The following is a 17127-nucleotide window of genomic DNA, read 5'->3' on the forward strand; positions in this document are numbered from 1 at the left end:
GATACGAAACTGTTCCTCTATAGACTCCAAAAAGTATTCGCCTGATCCTGCTACTCCCCATAAAAAAGACCTGATCCTGGAAATTCGCTCTCTTACCGGAAGCGGCCGGGAGCGGCCAGAGTAGCGGCCAGAGTGCCGAAGAAGAGTACGAAGAATACGATATACAAGCCTACGCCGATCACCATGAAGATGAGTGAGGCCTTGGCCCAGTTCGCTTTGTTCGGGTTAGCCGTGTCGCCAAAGCCCCAAACGAAGAGCATGACCAGGTTTACGATCGGAACCAACATGACGAGTTGGGTGATGAGCCAATCTTTGGTCGACATGACCGGTGCGGTAGGCTCCGCATTGTGGTTCAATGAAGTTTCGGCGGTCGGGGTTGGGGTGTCTTGGATTTCCATTTTATTGGTTTAGATTTGAAGCAAGATAACTCAAATTTGTGAAATTGAAAGTATTCTTACCCCTTCCACAACCCAGCGAAATCAGCAGTAAAGAGCGAGAGCGAGCCATGGCTTCATACATGACCATGATGGCTTCTTTGGCGGGCGGACTCCCACTTCCGTTCTTGAATTTGTTAGCCATTTACCTGTTTCATAGGTGGGTGCGAAGTACGAGTAGGTTCGTTCATTTTCACTCGCTTCAGTCAATGTGGAGTCAGGCGCCTGTGACCATATTGAACAGCATCTTACTCGTATGGACCATCGTTCGGATTTTTTCGGATGATTTTCGCTTCAGCGCGACGTATCTCGGATTTTTAATACCGCTTATCGTAATCAACGTGGCCTACTTCATAATGAGTGTCGTAGCGGGTATGCGAGCTTACAAAGGCCGGTTTTATTACTTTCCGGTGTTTGGTCGGTGGGCGTACGAGGTTGCTTTCGACGATCTACTTTCGATCGCTATAGAGGGCGATGAAATCGAGAATAAACCCCCTGAAGGATGAAATTAAATCGCAAACAACGCGACCTTATTTGGTTGGTGGGCGGGTTCACCATTTTGTGGGTACTCGGAATTTGGCTGTTCAACTACATGAAGACCTCGGAGTCGATCGACGATTGGGGAGTGGCCCAGCGCGATTCGCTGGCCCTGGGTTTGCACGAGCAAATCATGTACGAATCGGACCTGTGGGAATCCGATACCCAGCGTATTCTCGATGGCTTGATCAAGGAGCGACTCGACCCACAGGACACGCTTGAGATCTATTGGTTGAACGACCCAATCGTGAACGCCTTTACGACGACCAACGGAAAAATCTACATGTATCGAGGATTGTGTGAAGAGCTCGGAGAGCCCGAGATGATAGCGGCGGTCACGGCCCACGAGATCGCCCATCTTCGCGAACGTCACTTTGAAAAATCGGTCCGTCGCCAACTAGGTACAACGGCCCTGTTGGTGATGCTCTCCGGCGGCGATCCGGGATTGTGGCTTCAAGTGAACGGGATCTTGTTTGAGTCGTCTTTTAGTCGTCAGCAAGAAGCAGATGCCGATACACAAGCCATGGAAATGCTGCTTGAACACGACTTGTCGCCGACGCATTTGGGTCGAGCTTTGAGCATTACCGATGAGCGGTCAAGATCCGAGGTGAACTGGACCTTTGCTTCGACCCACCCGAGCTCGATGGACAGGGTGAGTAAGAGTCTCAACTACGAGATTCCCGATGATTTTGAAGAAGTGCCCTTCATTTGGGGCGAATAACTTTGCCGCCCAACGAGAAGATGGAATTAGTCGGAATTTGGTGCATCGGCCCGTAGGGCCAGAAAACATTTTACTGTAGTTTCACCGATGCCTTCGGCCCGCACATGCACTACATACATTCCGGAAGCGACCACCCTACCGCTCTCGTTCAAGAGGTTCCACTCCTGAAAGGTCCTAGGGTTATCCTTTTGGAAGCGTTTGACGAGCGTGCCGTTGGCCGAATAGATCGAAATAACACAACGTTGTGGCAAGTTGGTGATCTTGACGCGGCGCTCGAATGAGGTGTTTTCGTATGCCGAGTAAGCGTAGTAGGGGTTGGGAACCACACGAACGATACTGAGCGCGTTCTCCGCTGTATTTTGATCCGATACAATGGTGGCCATGTCGCTGGTTTCGAATTCGTACATCGGATGAGGGCCGTTGCTGTTGTCGATCTCGAGGTCTTCGTACTCTTTGGAAACACGAAGCTTGATCGTAACATCTGTTTCGAGGAAACTGCGTCCGTTGGCTACGGTCGGAATCATGGTCCAGGTGCAGTTTTGGAAAATTCCGCGCTTGTTGACCGGGGTTGGATTCAGTAGTGCTCCGTAATACGGGTTGTCTTGTGCGTTCGGGCCTTGGTAGGGGGCTGGATCGCCCAGATATTCGGGGCCCATGACATACAGGAAGTGCTTTCCTCCAAAGGTGACTTGACCAAGGTTGTTGATAATGGTCGCGGTTGGATTCCAAATCATGTCGTTTCCGTTTTCACCGGCTTGCCGGCTGTCTTCCGCGAACATCAGGTTGAGGCGTATTCCGCGCTCCAGGTCAATGGCATATCCAGGGAACCAGCCTCATCCTTGTCCGGTTCCGTCGGATTTATCGTCTTTTCCGACCGAGGCCGCAGAGCGCAAGTCCAGCTTTTGAACATCGCCTACTATGGAGTCGATATCGTTTGCCTCAAGCACGGGCACACGAGTCCAGAGATCGGTATTCGATGTGATCACAATATCCACGCTATTCAGGTCTTCGAGGCGGGTAAGTCCACGGAAGTTGCTCCAGGCCGGACCACTTCCGAAAGGTGTATTCGGGCTTACGATGTCTCCACCGGCCAAACGATACGGCACTACCCGGCCCTGCAGCACACCTTCGTAAACTTCTTGATCATCGAGGCCAATGAAGTCAATGAAGCCGCCCGTGCTGTTGGTGCCCGAGCGGATTCAGTTGAAGGGAGAATCTCCATCGACATCCGAGACACCGGTGAGCCATGCTTTGGTGATATCACCGAACAGAATTTCTGCGTTGAGGAATCCGTTTCCTTCCGCGGGTCGGTCGCCCGGATTCTCGGCATCGACCACGCTTAGGCTCAGTCCCCAAAATTCACCGGACTCCGTTACTAGTAGTTGCTCTTTTTCTACAGCGATGCTGTTTTGACTATAGATGGTGTCCTCAGAATTGCCCCCGGGTAGGTGAACGACGTACCAGGTACTAGACGGTGTTGCGCCGTTGAAAACGATGCGGAACCTTCCGTCAGGTACTTGAAGTGGATCAACGACTTTGATCTTCACCGGGCCTGCGCCGTTTTTGTATGTAGGGTAATCGAGGGTGAATTGTTCGGCGATTGCGTGGCTCGATGCTTCGTCCGGATCGAGTATGTTTCCGCCGTTACCCGTTCCTTCAATACGCGTCAATCGGGGTCCGTCACCATATTGGGATTGTTGTACCGTACCCACCAACTCTGGAGATTCGATGTGCGGAATGTCACTGTAAACGGAAGTGTTTAGTCTACTCGGCAGAAAAAGCCGGGTTTGGCCGTCGAGGGCCGTTGGGTCGGTCGGATTATAAGTTTTGTAGTTGTTGTGGGCATAGACCACGGCCATGTAGTAGTAGGGCTTATGGTTTACAAGGGTAGGATCACCTGTAGCGAATTTGTCTTCGGTGATCTGAAACGATTTCTTTATTCCCTCATCGGCCGCCATTATGGTCATGTTGCGTGCAACTGTTACACCGAGGGCGGCGTCCGGCTCATAATTGACCAATGTGGTGACCTCGTTCTTAACGTCGCATTGAGCTACGAGTCGTGCACGATCCGGGTCGTATAACTCGGCCTGAGTGACCTCGGGGTCGCGCAGTTGAAAGATCTGATAACCTTCAAAGCGATAGAGTGAATCGGGATATTGGGTGATGGTTGGGTTGACCTCCGCGTAGGATTCGTTGAAGTTATTCGAAGCTTCATCGTTACCCGGGTAAATTACGAGGGCCTGATCGAGTTCTTGAATGGCCAAGTTTGGAGCATCGGGTCCATCGAGCATTTGAAAACATCTATCGAACAAGGCCTGAACCTGGTCATCGGCCAATCGCATTTTCTCCAGAGAGGCCAATCGACCACCTGATGGATCACGGGCCCAAACAGCCGCCTCTGTAACGGTTTGTACGCCTCCCGGAGGTAGGGTGAAAGGTCGGGCCGACATGATGAATCGTCTATCGGCCGGAGTATTTCCGGCAGTGCTTTCGGTCCGGGTGTAGTCGGGATAATCGGGATGTGAATCGCCAAAAAACATGTAGTTGGTTTCCGGGCCGGGTCCGCCCGTAGCATCGTGACCATTGGTGCCGTTGAATACCACGTGGGTACTATCTCGCCAAATAGCTTGCAGGTAATGGTAAAAGTCCCATTCATTGTTGGGCGGGCCTAAAACTGTGAAATCACCATTGTAATACATGAAACTGCTCATCGAGATGCGCTCCTCTTCCTCGTCGATTTGCCCGTCCCAGTCGTTATCGATGCCGTCGTTAGGATCGGCGAGCGGGCCACCGATGAAATCAATTCCTATTGCGGGTAGACTTTCACCGTACCCGGTAGCCCCATCATCGATGCTATCCCCATTGTACGCGTATCCAATGCCCCGTACAACGTCACAACCTACATAGTCGTCTTGATAATTACCGAGGCCATTATCGACCCATTGGCCGAAGTACATCTGATTGAGGTTGAAAGACCCACGGTTGATCATCCGGTATCGGTAGAACGTGGTATTATTGACATCATCCGCCGTGACAAAGGCGAAAGCCTGTGCCTGAATTTCGAGATTCATGGCCTCACTGTTCGATTCTGTATGTCTATTCCCATTATCATTGAACACATACCAAAGACATTGATCGCCGTATAATGCATTCTTGTCAGTGCAATCCCCGGTTCCGTCATAGAGTAAAGGGTAATCACCATTTTGAGGATCCTACCACCCATCTCCATCGGCGTCGTAAAAGGGGGCCAATTGTTCTATTCCTCCACCTGCATCAGGCCTATTTCCCGGCCAATTCATGATCGATTCCGGAATTTGTGGATTGGGTGATGTAGAATCGTTCAATGCTCGAACGTAGGCTTCGATTTCGTGCCGCTTTATCTCATAAATATCGTCGTAGGTATCGCACCGAGTATCGAAAGTAGTACCGTCTGTGTAGTCCAGTGGGCCCGGCCAAAAGTCATTTCCGTCTTGGCGATAGGTTTGAGCGGCAACCTTCAGCTGCCCTCCGTCGTCGACCGCACCAAGCCAAAGAGCGCCAGCGAGAATGGCGTTCTTCGTAGACCCTTTTGGAACTTCGTACTTGCCTGTATTGAGGTCCCACCATTTATCAGCTCCATTTAGGATCGTCGTTCGCCCGTTATTGATGTCGAGCGTCGCACGACCAACGGGCGGCGTGCACGGGGTTAGTGGGATTTGACTCCAAAGTAGGGTCGGGGCGAATAGTAACGCCATGAGTAGAAGTCTGGTCATAGTAATCGTATCTGTAGCCTTGCATATGTTACAAACGAATATGTTGACTCGCAAACAGACATTTTCCATAAATCACATATTTGGCGACTCCCAACATTTCTGGCTTTAAAGTCGAATCTTGACTAACTTCGTCGCATGAAACAATACATCCACGCATTTGCGACTCTATTGGCCCTTTGGGCCATTGTCCTGCAGAGTTCAGCTCAAGTCACCATTGATGGGGTTTTTAATGACTGGGATGGCGCAGTTGCAACCAGCGACCCGGCCGGAGATCACACGTATTTCGATCTATTGCAGACTCGCGTGTACAGCGATGCGGATTTCGTCAACTTCCAGATCCATGGAGCTCAAGATTGGCAGTTCAACAGCGAATACGGCATTACCTTATGTCTCGATCTCGATGCGGACCCCCAAACGGGTACCCCGTACGAAGGCATGGGGGCCGATCTCATCTGGCGCTTTCACCAGCGTGAAGGCACATGGAACGGACAAACCATAGAACACGGCGACGTGGGCATGTACGCGGGTCCGACCGTGACCTCGGACCGATTCGAAGTCGCCTTTGACCGCAACGGTCCACTTCAATTCGGCGATAGCATCCGCTTCGCTTGGGTGAGCATGGGAGGCGCTGACGATAAACTGCCCGACTCCGGAAGCATTGTCCACACCCTCGATAACAACAGCTTTCCGTACTCGCCGCTCGGCTTGCAACGCCTTGATCCGGCCCACCTGCGCCTGATGACTTATAATGTGGAACACGACGGGCTCGTAGATCCTGTACTCGGCCCCAAAATAGTAACGGTAATTCAAAACGTAGCCCCCGATATCATCACCTTCAATGAACTCTGGGATACTCCGGCCGGCCAAGTGAAACAAATTTTGGACACGGCATTACCCATCGCCGGGGGATGGCACACGGATAAACTTTTTAATGGAAACGTAACGGCGAGTCGCTATCCCATTACCCAGAGTTACCTGCTCGATCCCGAAGACCGCATCTTGGTGAGTCTGATCGGCTTGCCGGCTAGTTATCCGACCGATATCGTGGTCGCCAACCTCCACCTCAAATGCTGCGATGCCGACGATCGCCGCCAAGAGCAGGTCGATGGCCTCGTGGCGCTTTACCGCGACTTGCAGCAAACCGGCGGAAACATCGATGTTCCCTTTGGTACGGCTTTCGTGGTTCAAGGCGATATGAACCTCGTAGGGGACAAGCGACAGCTCGAAACCATTGTTTCGGGCGACGTGCTCGACGAAGTTACCTTCGGAACTGACTTTCTGCCCGACTGGGATGGCTCGCCATTGGCCGATAGCGCGCCGCTGCACCACACTCAGCGTCAATCGTACACCTGGCCCGGCACCGGTTCAAGCTATTATCCGGGCCGCCTCGATTACATTTTTTTTAGTGATTATGCCCTGCGGGCCGAAAAAGCCCTCGTCGTCTCCGACTCTTCTTCTTTCGCTGCTTCCGATCACCTTCCTGTGGTCGTCGATTTCAGTTGGAATCAAGTGAGCAATCGCCCGGAAGTGAGTAAACCCCAAGTCGACATCGTTCCCAATCCGGCCGCTGAGGCCGTCACCGTTAAATGGGAGAAAGGCCAAGTGCACCGGATAGAACTGCGCGATGCCCAGGGCCGTTCGCTCGGCCAATACCGGATATCGAAAAGGCAAAAAGAAATTGAATTCGACCTGCGCAAATACTCCATCGGGAGCTATTACATTTTAGTGAATGACCGATACGGATACCCTTTGATCAAGAACTAAAAGGCTTTATGTCTTTTTGGATTCGGGATTTTCTATAAAACCAAAGTACGGCGGCAAAACCAAGGATAATGCCGACCGGCAGAACGACTTGGAGTGGACCTTGCTGCACGTCGCCCGTGAGTTGAATGATATCCGAACTCTCGGGACCCAAATACCTCAGGAGGTAGACAAAACTGAAGTGAAAGCCGATTCCCGTCCAAATACTGCCCGAATGGTATCGGAGGAACTGTTGGAACACGGCGAAGAAAAACATGGTGATGAGGTACCCCCCGGTAACTTGGCTGTGGCCTCCAACATATACGGAGTCAAAAAGCAGCCCTTGGATAGGTGCCGTCGCTACGGGCAACGCCACAAAAAGTAAAATGGATAGCGCTGAGGCTTTGAAGGCGTTCATTTTCTGCAAGCCCTTTCCGTACAGGTAGCCCCGAAAGGCAAACTCTTCCGGAATGGCTTCAAAGAACAACACGATCGCAGCGCTGATCCAAAAGGACTGTGACCCCGGTATGTCTATGTTCCAAAGCACGTCGCTCCAACCGAGCAAATTGGCGACAGCTCCTGTGATCGCCAAGGGAGCTGCGATCATAAGTACTCCGGTCCCGAATTGTTTGAGCGCTCTTCTAGGTTTAACGAGGCTTAAATCGGTTCGTTTCTTGGAGATAACGCACGCCGAAAATGGCACCGATTACGACGGAGGTCATGAAGCCTGCTTTGGCGAGCTGACTCCACACCACAGAAATACCTGCATTACTCATAAAATCAGCTGCCCAGGCCCCGCCAATTAACACAACCCCGGTGGCCACCCAAACGATAACTATTCCGACGATCCGGTTTTTCACAGTACTAAAGCTTTGGTTTACAGAGTTAAGACGAAGAAATCGCCCCGGCATTACACACCCTTTACGAATTGCGTCCGTATATTTAAGCACATGAAACGATTTTTAACCCTTTTGCTCGGACTCGTGACCTGGGCGACATCAGCTACCCACATCATCGGAGGGGAAATACGCTATACCTCTTTAGGAAACGGGTTATACGACCTCGAAATGCTTGTGTATCGCGACCCTAACGGTGGTCCATTATTCGACGATCCGGCGATATTCAGTATCCGGGATGAATTCGGGGCCGAAGTGCTAACCCTCGATTTCTTTCTCGATAGTATGGACTTTGTTCCTTTGTCTGAAGATACTTGCTACGCCAGTGGCTCCGGACTCGAAGTGGTGGTTGAACGCGGCTATTACCGCGACACCGTTTCGCTGCCCGACAGTACCAAGGGCTACGTGCTGATCTACCAGCGCTGCTGCCGTAACGCGACCATCCTGAATATTCCGAACCCGCTGACTTGGGGCGCAACGTATGCAACTCGCATTCCGGCGCGAGACGAACACATCAACAGCAATCCGCATTTTCCATCTCCTCCGCCCATCGTAGTATGTGTGAATCAGGCCTTTTACTACGATCACAGCGGTGTAGATGCCGACGGCGACTCCCTCAGCTACGCCTTCGGTCAACCGTTCACGGGAGGTAGTCAAGCCAATCCGGCCCCAGTACCCCCACCGCCTCCCTTTACGCCAATTCCTTGGGCACCGGGTTATAGCACCAACGACTGGATCGATGCCAACCCGAATTTTGCCATTAATCCGATCACCGGTGTGATCACCGGAACACCGACCACGATAGGCCAGTACGTGACCCAAGTGAGGGTGACCGAATGGCGAAATGGCGAGAACATCAACGTTACTTGGCGCGATTTTCAGGTCAATGTGGTTCAGTGCCTTCCGTATCCGACCGCGGTCATCCTCGAGCAAAACGACTCGTGCAGCGGGCTCAATGGCACCTATATCGCGGCCGGAAACTATTTCGATGAGATCAACTGGATCCTCACGCTGCCCGATGGTACTCAAGAACCTCTTGGGTCCGACTCGATTCTTACGCTTTCAAGACCTGACACCGGTGCGTACATTCTCACCCTGCAGGTTTCGAACGGAATATGCGGCGATACAGTGGAGTCGGAGCTCTGGTTGTACGAACCCGATATCGGGCTGGCTATTTTAGGGCCGGATTCCGTCTGTTTCCCTCAAGACCAACCCGAATGGAACATCGTGCCCAATGTGCCTGCCGAAGGATCGAGCGCGTGGTACGTCAATGGGGTCGAGCAATCTGGTTCCGTTCCGGAGCCTTCCGCCTTCTCGGCGGGATACAATCAAATCTCGTTCACCAAGAACTACAGGGGATGTTCGTGGTCCGACACCGCCGATGTTTACTGGGCCATCTGCGTGGATATTAAATCGCCAAACGTATTCACGCCGAACGGCGATGGTGAGAACGACAATTGGTATCCGTTTTGGGAGTACGAACCCGAGCGTATCGAGATCGTGATCTTCGATCGCTGGGGCGTCAAGGTATTTGAGGGCGCTTCCGACACTCCAGATCTTTGGAAAGGGTGGAACGGTGTCAATTACTCCTCCAAGCAAGACTGCTCAGAGGGAACGTACTATTGGGTGGTTCGAGGATTTGCCCTTGGCGAGATCTTTTCTGAAACTACCGGCTTTCTGACGCTTTTGCGGTAAAGTGCTTGACCACCTTACCCACGCTCAGTCCCTGAACGATTATACTGAAGGTCACCACTACATAGGTCATCGTTAAAAAGAGGTCGCGCTCCATCTCGGCCGTTAAACTCAAGGCCAGCGCAATCCGCCCCGGGTCATTATGAGGTCCGTCCCATTCATCAGGGCCGGCCGATCCGAAAAGATGCGGATCGGTCCGTAAAGCGCAATATAGCGGGCGAGTAGACCAACATGAATAACGGCAGCTCCCAGCCACAGGTGAGTCCATTCTAGATCGAGTATCAAGAACTCCAGCCCGATCAACACGAACAAAATGGCGTTCAAGAACACATCGAGCAGTTCCCGGAATTTGTCGAGATTCAATTCGGTTTCGTCGGACCAAGCTCCATGACGGGCCTTGTTTCCGATGAATAGACCGGCGACCACTATCGCGAGCGGACCACTGAAATGAAGCATCCGAGCCAATAGGTATCCGCCCATGACCAAGGCAAGCGAAAGCATCACCTCCGTTTCGTAGTGATCGACCGAATGCATGATCCGAAATCCAATGTAGCCGAGCAACAGCCCCAATCCCATTCCGCCTCCGACTTCTTCGAGGAACAGCAGGCCTATTTCGGAAGCCGATATATGACCGCTACCTGCCGCGATGCCAAAGATCGAAACAAAGACCACCACACCGATACCGTCGTTAAAAAGCGATTCGCCCACGATCATCGACTCCAGTTTTTTGGGAGCTCCCACCTGCCGTAAAATGCCGAGTACGGCGATAGGGTCGGTCGTACTTATGAGTGCGCCGAAAAGCAGGCAGTAAATGAATGCGACATCGAGCCCCACGAGGTTCAGAACCGAATACCAGCGCACCGACCACGAAGGTCGATATAAGCACCCCGACGGTAGCGAAACCAATAATGGGTCCGCGAAACTTTTCGAGTTGATCGAGTTTCGTGTGCAGCGCACCGGCGAAAAGCAAAAAGCTGAGCATCACGTCGAGCAGTAGATGTTCAAAATCGATTGCGGTGATCGCGGCCTCCGCTTTTTCCGGGATTCCGGGCGAAAACTGACCGATGATCAGAATGGCCAGGGTCGAGGCCAGCGCCAATGCCAGTAATCCGATCGTGCTCGGCCACTTCAAGAATCGCACGTTGATATACCCAAAGATCGCCGCAACTACGGTCAGCGCGGTCAAAATTTCAAATAACTCCATATCGATCGCTTTACTCCGATTTCGTATTGCTCGTTGCGCCGGCGCAACGGAAAAGTTTGCACGGCCGAACACGTCCCCGATGGCTCTCGTCCGTCGGCCACCCCGAAGGTGAATTTGTGATACGGACACTCGACCCGCCCCTCGGGAGTCACCCTTCCGCCCGCTAGGGCGAAACCCTGATGCGGACAGCGATCGCGCAAGGCGAACCAGTCTCCGTTGTGGTAGGCGAGCACGATATTGCCGGCTTTTTTTTGCCTCGCGGCAAGAAGTGCTCCTTCCGCGGTCTGCCGGGCCATTTCGGCCTGCAGTTCGGGGGTGAGGGGAATCCAGTCGAGGTCATCGTGCTTCATCGGACGGAAATTAAGAAATTAGAGGCGATGGCCGATAAAGAACATATTGTGGTGCTCTCCGGTGCCGGAATGAGCGCCGAGAGTGGGCTCAAGACCTTTCGCGATTCGGGTGGGCTTTGGGAAGAATACGACGTTTATGAGGTGGCTACCCCTGAAGCTTGGGCTGCGGACCCTAAAAGGTGCTTCATTTCTACAATTTAAGGCGTCGGCAATTGCCGGCTTCGGAACCGAATGCCGCGCACAAAGCCTTGGTGCAGCTCGAATCGGCAGCTGAGGTCAGCATCATTACTCAGAATATTGACGATCTACAAGAACGAGCCGGGAGCTCAAGGGTGCTTCATTTGCACGGTGAGTTGCGCAAAGCGCGGAGTGTGCAAGATCCAGAGGTGGTCGTCGATGTCGAGGGGGGTGATTTGGATTGGGGTGAACCGGGTCCGGATGGGGCCCAACTGAGACCCCACGTGGTGTGGTTTGGTGAAATGGTGCCCATGATGGAACCGTCGGCGGAGTTGGTTCGGAGCGCGGATCGGCTCCTGGTGATCGGTACCAGCCTGAATGTTTATCCGGCCGCGAGCTTGGTACACGTCGTATACCCCGGCACGCCGGTACATGTTTTTGATCCGGGTTCCAATGGATCACGCTCCCGTGCGCGATGCAGAACATATTCGCGAACCCGCCGGGGTGGGCTTGCCTATTTGGGTAAAGGATTTCTTAGCAAACAGTTAGGCCATTGTGCGGAAAATAGAATTATTGTATCTTTGCGCAAGCTTAAGGGACGGATTGATGAGGGGACCACAAAGTCCCCTCTTTTTGTACTGCATATGATTGACATCGAAAAAGTAAGAGAATGGGCTAGCGAGCGATGCGTCGAAAAGGAGCTTTTCCTGGTCGAATTGAGCATTACTTCGTCGAACCAGATCAAGGTGTTGGTCGACGCCATGGGGCCGGTTTCCATCGATTCATGTGTATCCGTTTCGCGAGCGATAGAAAGTCAATTGGATCGCGATGCTGAGGACTTTGAGCTGACCGTTTCGAGTGCCGGAGTGGGTAATCCTTTGAAGGTTTGGCCACAGTACGTAAAGAATGTGGGGAGAGAGGTCAAAGTGCGGTTTCACGATGGCACAGAGATCAAAGGGATGCTGGAGAAAGCTGAAGACGACACCCTGTTCTTGCGTTGGACAAAGAAAGAAAAGGTCGAAGGGAAAAAGAAAAAACAGTCCGTGGAGTACACGGGTGAATACAAATTGGATAAAGTGGCGGAGATCAAGTTGGTGCTCCCATTTTAAAGAGGTGGACAATGGAAAATTTGGCGCTGATCGAATCATTTACAGAGTTCAAGGACGATAAGAATATCGACCGTGTAACTCTGATGAGTATTTTGGAAGAAGTGTTTCGCGCGACCCTCACCAAGCATTACGGGTCTGACGAGAACTTCGACATTATCGTAAACCCCGACAAGGGTGACTTGGAGATTTGGAGAAATCGCGAAGTAGTGCCCGATGGAGAGGTGGAAGATGAGAACTCGCAGATCTCCTTATCCGATGCGCGCAAGATCGAGGAAGATTTTGAGGTCGGAGAGGAAGTTTCTGAAGAGGTGCAATTGTTCCAGTTCGGCCGTCGTGCGATCTTGGCCCTGCGTCAGAACTTGATCGCTCGAATTCATGAACACGACAATGGTAACTTGTTCAAGCGTTATGAGGACCTAATCGGCGAGATCATCAGTGGAGAGGTTCATCATATTCGCCACCGCGAGATCATTGTTTACGACGATGAGCAGAACGAATTGATATTGTCGAAAGATCAGCAGATCCCAAGCGATTTTTGGCGCAAGGGCGATACAGTTCGCGCAGTGGTTCACGAAGTGGAATTCCGCGGTACAAAACCGTTCATCAAGTTGAGCCGTACTTCACCTAAATTCCTCGAGAAGCTCTTTGAACAAGAGATTCCTGAGGTATTCGACGGACTCATTACCGTGAAGCGCTGTGTTCGTGTTCCTGGTGAAAAAGCGAAGGTCGCCGTAGAGTCTTATGACGACCGTATTGATCCGGTTGGCGCCTGTGTAGGTATGAAAGGATCTCGTATTCACGGAATCGTCCGCGAGTTGGGTAACGAAAATATTGACGTGATCAACTTCACGAACAATACTCAGTTGTTCATTACCCGGGCGTTGAGTCCGGCGAAGATCACCAGCATCACCATCGACGAAGACAATAAACGCGCCGAGGTGTTCTTGAAACCGGATCAGGTTTCATTGGCCATCGGTAAAGGAGGGTTCAATATTCGCCTGGCGGGTCAGTTGACGGGTTATGAGATCGACGTGTATCGCGATATCGACGAAGAGGAGGATGTTGAATTGGCAGAATTCCGCGACGAGCTTGAAGGTTGGGTCATTGAAGAGCTGAAGAATATCGGTTGCGATACAGCTCGCAGCGTACTCGAGCTTACGGTCGACGAGATCGTGAAACGAACCGAGTTGGAAGAAGAAACCGCGAAAGAGGTGCAACGCATCCTGCGCGAAGAATTTGAATAAGAGAAACAGTAGGCAAGCTATATGGCTGAAGTGAAGAGTGTCCGGTTGAATAAGGTCATCAAGGAGTTAAATATTTCCCTTGATCGCGCGGCCACGTTTTTGGCAGAGCACGGTGTTGAGATCGATGCAAGGCCGAATACGAAGATCGAAGGCGACATCTATACGATGCTCGTCGACGAATTCGATCAGGACAAGAGTAAGAAACTGAAAGCAGAGGCGATCTCCATACAGAATCAGAAGGAGAAAGAAGCCCTGCGCGCCGAGCAGGAAAAGGCTGAGGAAGAGAAGGAGAAGGAAGAGTCCGAGGAGGTCATTCGCGTCAAGGCGAGTAGGTCCGGACCTAAGACCATCGGTAAGATCGATCTCGACGGCGGCAATAAAGAAGAGACGAAAGAGGCTGAAGCGAAGGCTGAGGAGCCGGAGGATGAGGCGGCTGAAGGAGTCGTTGAGCCGAAGAAAGAAGTTAAAGCTGAAGAGCCGGTAGCTGAAGAGTCCGAGAAAGAAGAGGCCGTAGAGAAGAAAGAAGAGAAAGCGGTCGAACCGGAAGTCGCGAAAGAACAAGAGGCTCCTGAAGTCGCTGAGGAAGCTCCGGAAGAGAAGAAAGAAGCACCGGCTGCGAAAGAAGAAAAAGAGGAAAAAGCCGAGGAGGCTGAAGCCCCAGCACAGGATAAACCGGAAACAAAAGCCTCAGAAGAAGCGACGGATTCCGGAAGCATTAAAACGCAGTATCAGAAGCTCGACGGACCGAAGTTCGTCGGGAAAAGGATCGACCTCGAGCAGTTTAAGCCGAAGAAGAAAAAAGTGGCTAGCTCGAGCGGCCCTAAAGACGATGACGGAGGCAAGAAGCGTCGACGTAAGCGTATTTCGAGCGACAATGCCGGTAAAGGACGCGTTCAGCGTCGAGGCGGCAAAAACGTTCCCAAAGCGGAGCCTACGGAGGAGGAAATCCAAAAGCAAATTAAGGAAACGCTCGATAAACTGACCAATCGAGGGAAATCCAAGTCTTCCAAGAATCGCCGCGACAAGCGCGAAGAGCACCGTGAGCGTGAGCAAATGGAAGAAGTGAAACGCGCCGAGGAGGGTTCTAAGCTGAAAGTGACGGAATTCGTTACCGTGGCGGAGCTCGCTAAGATGATGAACGTACCTACGACCAAGGTCATTGCCTCGTGTATGGAGCTCGGTATCATGGTAACCATGAACCAGCGTCTCGATGCCGAAACCTTGAGCATCGTCGCTGAGGAATTCGGATATGAAGTTGAGTTCGTATCGGCCGATGTTCAGGAAGCTGTTCAGGAAGTGGAGGATGACCCGTCTGAATTGGAGTATCGCGCTCCGATCGTTACGGTCATGGGGCACGTTGACCACGGTAAAACATCTTTGCTCGACTACGTTCGCGACGCCAACGTTATTGCGGGTGAGTCGGGTGGAATTACACAGCATATCGGTGCCTACTCTGTTGAGTTGGAAGGTGGACAACGAATCGCCTTTATCGATACTCCGGGTCACGAGGCCTTTACGGCCATGCGTGCTCGTGGAGCTCAAGTAACGGATATCGCCATTATCGTGATCGCGGCCGATGATGCCGTGATGCCTCAAACTAAAGAGGCCATCAGTCACGCCCAAGCAGCGGGAGTGCCTATCGTATTTGCGCTGAACAAGGTGGACCGCGAAGCGGCGAACCCCGAAAAGATCAAAGAACAATTGGCCGGAATGAACCTGGTGGTTGAGGATTGGGGTGGAAAATACCAAAGCCAGGAAGTATCAGCCAAGACGGGATTAAACGTGAAGGAACTCCTTGAAAAGGTGTTGCTCGAAGCGGAGATCCTCGATCTTAAAGCCAATCCAAAGCGATTGGCGAGTGGATCGGTCGTTGAGGCAACGCTCGATAAAGGACGCGGGTATACGACCACTATCTTGGTTCAGAACGGAACATTGCGCATTGGTGATTACTTGTTGGCCGGACAATACTCCGGTAAGGTGAAGGCGATGTTCGACGAAAGACAACACCCGGTAAAAGAGGCAGGACCTTCAACTCCGGTTTCCATTCTCGGGTTGGACGGTGCCCCACAGGCGGGTGACAAGTTCAAGGTCATGACCGATGAGCGTGAAGCGAAGGATATCGCTACGAAGCGACAACAGCTTCAGCGCGAGCAGAGCATGCGTACTCAAAAGCACATTACGCTTGACGAGATTGGCCGTCGTTTGGCCATTGGAGACTTCCAGGAGCTCAATATCATCGTAAAAGGTGACGTGGATGGTTCTATTGAAGCTCTGAGCGATAGCTTGCAGAAGTTGTCGACCGAAGAAATTCAGGTAAACATCATTCACAAGGCCGTTGGTGCCGTTACCGAATCGGATGTTTTGTTGGCATCGGCTTCTGACGCTGTGATTTTAGCCTTCCAGGTTCGACCGAGCATGGGAGCGCGTAAACTGGCCGATACCGAGCAGATCGATATTCGTACGTACTCGATTATCTACGACGCCATCAACGAGATCAAAGACGCCATGGAGGGTATGTTGTCTCCGGAGTTGAAAGAAGAGATCGTTGCCAACCTCGAAATTCGCGAGACATTCAAGATCTCCAAGGTCGGAACCATTGCGGGTTGTATGGTGCTCGATGGAAAGATCCACCGAAACAACGATGTGCGCATTATTCGCGACGGCGTTGTGATCTACACAGGAAAACTCGGATCATTGAAGCGCTTCAAAGACGACGCCAAAGAAGTAGCCAAAGGGTTCGAATGTGGATTGAATATCGAGAACTTCAACGACATTAAAGTCGGTGATATCATCGAGGCGTATCAAGAGGTGGAGGTGAAGAAGACCCTTGAATAGAAGGGAATTCGATATCGTCGCGAACGATGAAGCAACCGCTGCAATGCTCACCCATTGCACGCATGTATCGTTCGGCCTCTAACTCGGTGCGAAAATCTCCAATTTTGGTCTTGAAATAGGGCTGTTCATACTCGACGTACACGTGTTCTGTTTGTAACAGATCCTGATAATGCGCCTTTAGTTTCACCGCCTCCTCGCGATTACCATAATATAATTGAATACGAAAGCCATCGGTCTTGTGCCGCTTGGCTTTTATTTTTACATCGCGATCGATGAGATCGATAAGGCTTGACGACATTTTAACCGGATACTGATTATAATAGGTCTGTGAAGCCATGGTATCGACGGGACTCACATAATTAGTATCCTGTGCCTTTAAATAAATAGGAACAAGTAGAATCGCGCTAAACACGATGAGCTTGCTGAGGTTCATTAT

Annotated in this window: 16 protein-coding genes and 2 pseudogenes; 8 read left to right on the plus strand and 10 right to left on the minus strand. The window is 51.7% G+C overall.

Annotation, left to right across the window (positions count from 1 at the left end):
• Positions 1-92: 92 nt before the first annotated feature.
• Positions 93-323: a hypothetical protein gene (locus J4F31_02760; GenBank protein ID MCE2495491.1), complete on the minus strand. Its 231-nt coding sequence runs from the start codon at positions 321-323 to the stop codon at positions 93-95.
• Positions 324-436: 113 nt separating this feature from the next.
• Here J4F31_02760 and J4F31_02765 point away from each other — a divergent pair, with 113 nt between their 5' ends.
• Both J4F31_02765 and J4F31_02770 read left to right on the plus strand, forming a co-directional pair.
• Positions 437-940 carry a DUF4870 domain-containing protein gene (locus J4F31_02765; GenBank protein ID MCE2495492.1) on the plus strand — a complete coding sequence of 168 codons (504 nt, stop codon included), beginning with the start codon at positions 437-439 and terminating at the stop codon, positions 938-940.
• Positions 937-1692, plus strand: a complete 756-nt coding sequence (locus J4F31_02770; protein ID MCE2495493.1) for a M48 family metallopeptidase — start codon at positions 937-939, stop codon at positions 1690-1692. Before J4F31_02765 ends, J4F31_02770 begins: the two co-directional genes overlap by 4 nt.
• A gap of 26 nt (positions 1693-1718) precedes the next feature.
• On the opposite strand, the gene J4F31_02775 is transcribed toward J4F31_02770, so the two are convergent.
• From J4F31_02775 to J4F31_02790, 4 genes are all read right to left on the minus strand, one after another.
• Complete coding sequence (locus tag J4F31_02775) at positions 1719-2471, minus strand: T9SS type A sorting domain-containing protein (GenBank protein ID MCE2495494.1); 753 nt, start codon at positions 2469-2471, stop codon at positions 1719-1721.
• A 54-nt stretch (positions 2472-2525) separates the two neighbouring features.
• Positions 2526-2816, minus strand: coding sequence for a hypothetical protein (locus tag J4F31_02780; protein MCE2495495.1), 291 nt, complete (start codon positions 2814-2816; stop codon positions 2526-2528).
• 75 nt (positions 2817-2891) lie between these two features.
• On the minus strand, positions 2892-4763 hold the full coding sequence (locus J4F31_02785; protein ID MCE2495496.1) for a hypothetical protein: 1872 nt from the start codon (positions 4761-4763) through the stop codon (positions 2892-2894).
• Positions 4764-4904: 141 nt separating this feature from the next.
• Entirely contained in the window at positions 4905-5426 is a 522-nt protein-coding gene (locus J4F31_02790; protein ID MCE2495497.1) for a hypothetical protein, read from the minus strand.
• 153 nt (positions 5427-5579) lie between these two features.
• On the opposite strand from J4F31_02790, the gene J4F31_02795 reads away from it, so the two are divergent.
• The gene (locus J4F31_02795) at positions 5580-7208 is read left to right on the plus strand and encodes an endonuclease/exonuclease/phosphatase family protein (GenBank protein MCE2495498.1); all 1629 of its coding nucleotides are present in this window, start codon (positions 5580-5582) and stop codon (positions 7206-7208) included.
• On the opposite strand, the gene J4F31_02800 is transcribed toward J4F31_02795, so the two are convergent.
• Together J4F31_02800 and J4F31_02805 are read right to left on the minus strand one after the other, a co-directional pair.
• Complete coding sequence (locus J4F31_02800) at positions 7198-7791, minus strand: CPBP family intramembrane metalloprotease (protein MCE2495499.1); 594 nt, start codon at positions 7789-7791, stop codon at positions 7198-7200. The genes J4F31_02795 and J4F31_02800 overlap by 11 nt on opposite strands.
• 40 nt (positions 7792-7831) lie before the next feature.
• Positions 7832-8044 carry a hypothetical protein gene (locus tag J4F31_02805; GenBank protein ID MCE2495500.1) on the minus strand — a complete coding sequence of 71 codons (213 nt, stop codon included), beginning with the start codon at positions 8042-8044 and terminating at the stop codon, positions 7832-7834.
• Positions 8045-8134: 90 nt separating this feature from the next.
• Between J4F31_02805 and J4F31_02810 the strand changes: the two genes are divergently transcribed.
• Positions 8135-9775 (plus strand): gliding motility-associated C-terminal domain-containing protein, encoded by a 1641-nt coding sequence (locus tag J4F31_02810; GenBank protein MCE2495501.1) that lies wholly within the window; start codon positions 8135-8137, stop codon positions 9773-9775.
• On the opposite strand, the pseudogene J4F31_02815 reads toward J4F31_02810, so the two are convergent.
• Both J4F31_02815 and J4F31_02820 read right to left on the minus strand, forming a co-directional pair.
• Positions 9747-10976 (minus strand): annotated as a pseudogene (locus J4F31_02815) (sodium:proton antiporter). The gene J4F31_02810 and the pseudogene J4F31_02815 sit on opposite strands and share 29 nt — an antisense overlap.
• Positions 10955-11326, minus strand: coding sequence for a Rieske (2Fe-2S) protein (locus J4F31_02820; GenBank protein MCE2495502.1), 372 nt, complete (start codon positions 11324-11326; stop codon positions 10955-10957). Before J4F31_02820 ends, J4F31_02815 begins: the two are co-directional and overlap by 22 nt.
• 27 nt (positions 11327-11353) lie before the next feature.
• On the opposite strand from J4F31_02820, the pseudogene J4F31_02825 reads away from it, so the two are divergent.
• From J4F31_02825 to infB, 4 genes and pseudogenes are all read left to right on the plus strand, one after another.
• Positions 11354-11916: pseudogene (locus J4F31_02825) on the plus strand (NAD-dependent deacylase).
• A 231-nt stretch (positions 11917-12147) separates the two neighbouring features.
• Positions 12148-12612: a ribosome assembly cofactor RimP gene (rimP, locus tag J4F31_02830; GenBank protein MCE2495503.1), complete on the plus strand. Its 465-nt coding sequence runs from the start codon at positions 12148-12150 to the stop codon at positions 12610-12612.
• An 11-nt stretch (positions 12613-12623) separates the two neighbouring features.
• Positions 12624-13856: a transcription termination/antitermination protein NusA gene (gene nusA, locus J4F31_02835; GenBank protein MCE2495504.1), complete on the plus strand. Its 1233-nt coding sequence runs from the start codon at positions 12624-12626 to the stop codon at positions 13854-13856.
• 21 nt (positions 13857-13877) lie between these two features.
• Positions 13878-16691 carry a translation initiation factor IF-2 gene (infB, locus tag J4F31_02840; GenBank protein ID MCE2495505.1) on the plus strand — a complete coding sequence of 938 codons (2814 nt, stop codon included), beginning with the start codon at positions 13878-13880 and terminating at the stop codon, positions 16689-16691.
• Here infB and J4F31_02845 read toward each other — a convergent pair.
• Positions 16645-17124, minus strand: a complete 480-nt coding sequence (locus J4F31_02845) for an SPOR domain-containing protein (protein MCE2495506.1) — start codon at positions 17122-17124, stop codon at positions 16645-16647. The two genes, infB and J4F31_02845, sit on opposite strands and share 47 nt — an antisense overlap.
• Positions 17125-17127 lie beyond the last annotated feature (3 nt).

This window comes from Flavobacteriales bacterium (assembly GCA_021296215.1).
In the GTDB taxonomy this organism is placed as follows: domain Bacteria; phylum Bacteroidota; class Bacteroidia; order Flavobacteriales; family ECT2AJA-044; genus ECT2AJA-044.

What these genes read in the sequence shown, in the direction of transcription:
- J4F31_02845 (MCE2495506.1), bottom strand. Translation starts at nt 17,124, where the DNA reads ATGAACCTCAGCAAGCTCATCGTGTTTAGCGCGATTCTACTTGTTCCT.
- J4F31_02795 (MCE2495498.1), top strand. Translation starts at nt 5,580, where the DNA reads ATGAAACAATACATCCACGCATTTGCGACTCTATTGGCCCTTTGGGCC.
- J4F31_02790 (MCE2495497.1), bottom strand. Translation starts at nt 5,426, where the DNA reads ATGGCGTTACTATTCGCCCCGACCCTACTTTGGAGTCAAATCCCACTA.
- J4F31_02775 (MCE2495494.1), bottom strand. Translation starts at nt 2,471, where the DNA reads ATGTTCGCGGAAGACAGCCGGCAAGCCGGTGAAAACGGAAACGACATG.
- J4F31_02800 (MCE2495499.1), bottom strand. Translation starts at nt 7,791, where the DNA reads ATGATCGCAGCTCCCTTGGCGATCACAGGAGCTGTCGCCAATTTGCTC.
- J4F31_02760 (MCE2495491.1), bottom strand. Translation starts at nt 323, where the DNA reads ATGTCGACCAAAGATTGGCTCATCACCCAACTCGTCATGTTGGTTCCG.
- J4F31_02785 (MCE2495496.1), bottom strand. Translation starts at nt 4,763, where the DNA reads ATGAATCTCGAAATTCAGGCACAGGCTTTCGCCTTTGTCACGGCGGAT.
- nusA (MCE2495504.1), top strand. Translation starts at nt 12,624, where the DNA reads ATGGAAAATTTGGCGCTGATCGAATCATTTACAGAGTTCAAGGACGAT.
- rimP (MCE2495503.1), top strand. Translation starts at nt 12,148, where the DNA reads ATGATTGACATCGAAAAAGTAAGAGAATGGGCTAGCGAGCGATGCGTC.
- J4F31_02810 (MCE2495501.1), top strand. Translation starts at nt 8,135, where the DNA reads ATGAAACGATTTTTAACCCTTTTGCTCGGACTCGTGACCTGGGCGACA.
- J4F31_02770 (MCE2495493.1), top strand. Translation starts at nt 937, where the DNA reads ATGAAATTAAATCGCAAACAACGCGACCTTATTTGGTTGGTGGGCGGG.
- J4F31_02820 (MCE2495502.1), bottom strand. Translation starts at nt 11,326, where the DNA reads ATGAAGCACGATGACCTCGACTGGATTCCCCTCACCCCCGAACTGCAG.
- infB (MCE2495505.1), top strand. Translation starts at nt 13,878, where the DNA reads ATGGCTGAAGTGAAGAGTGTCCGGTTGAATAAGGTCATCAAGGAGTTA.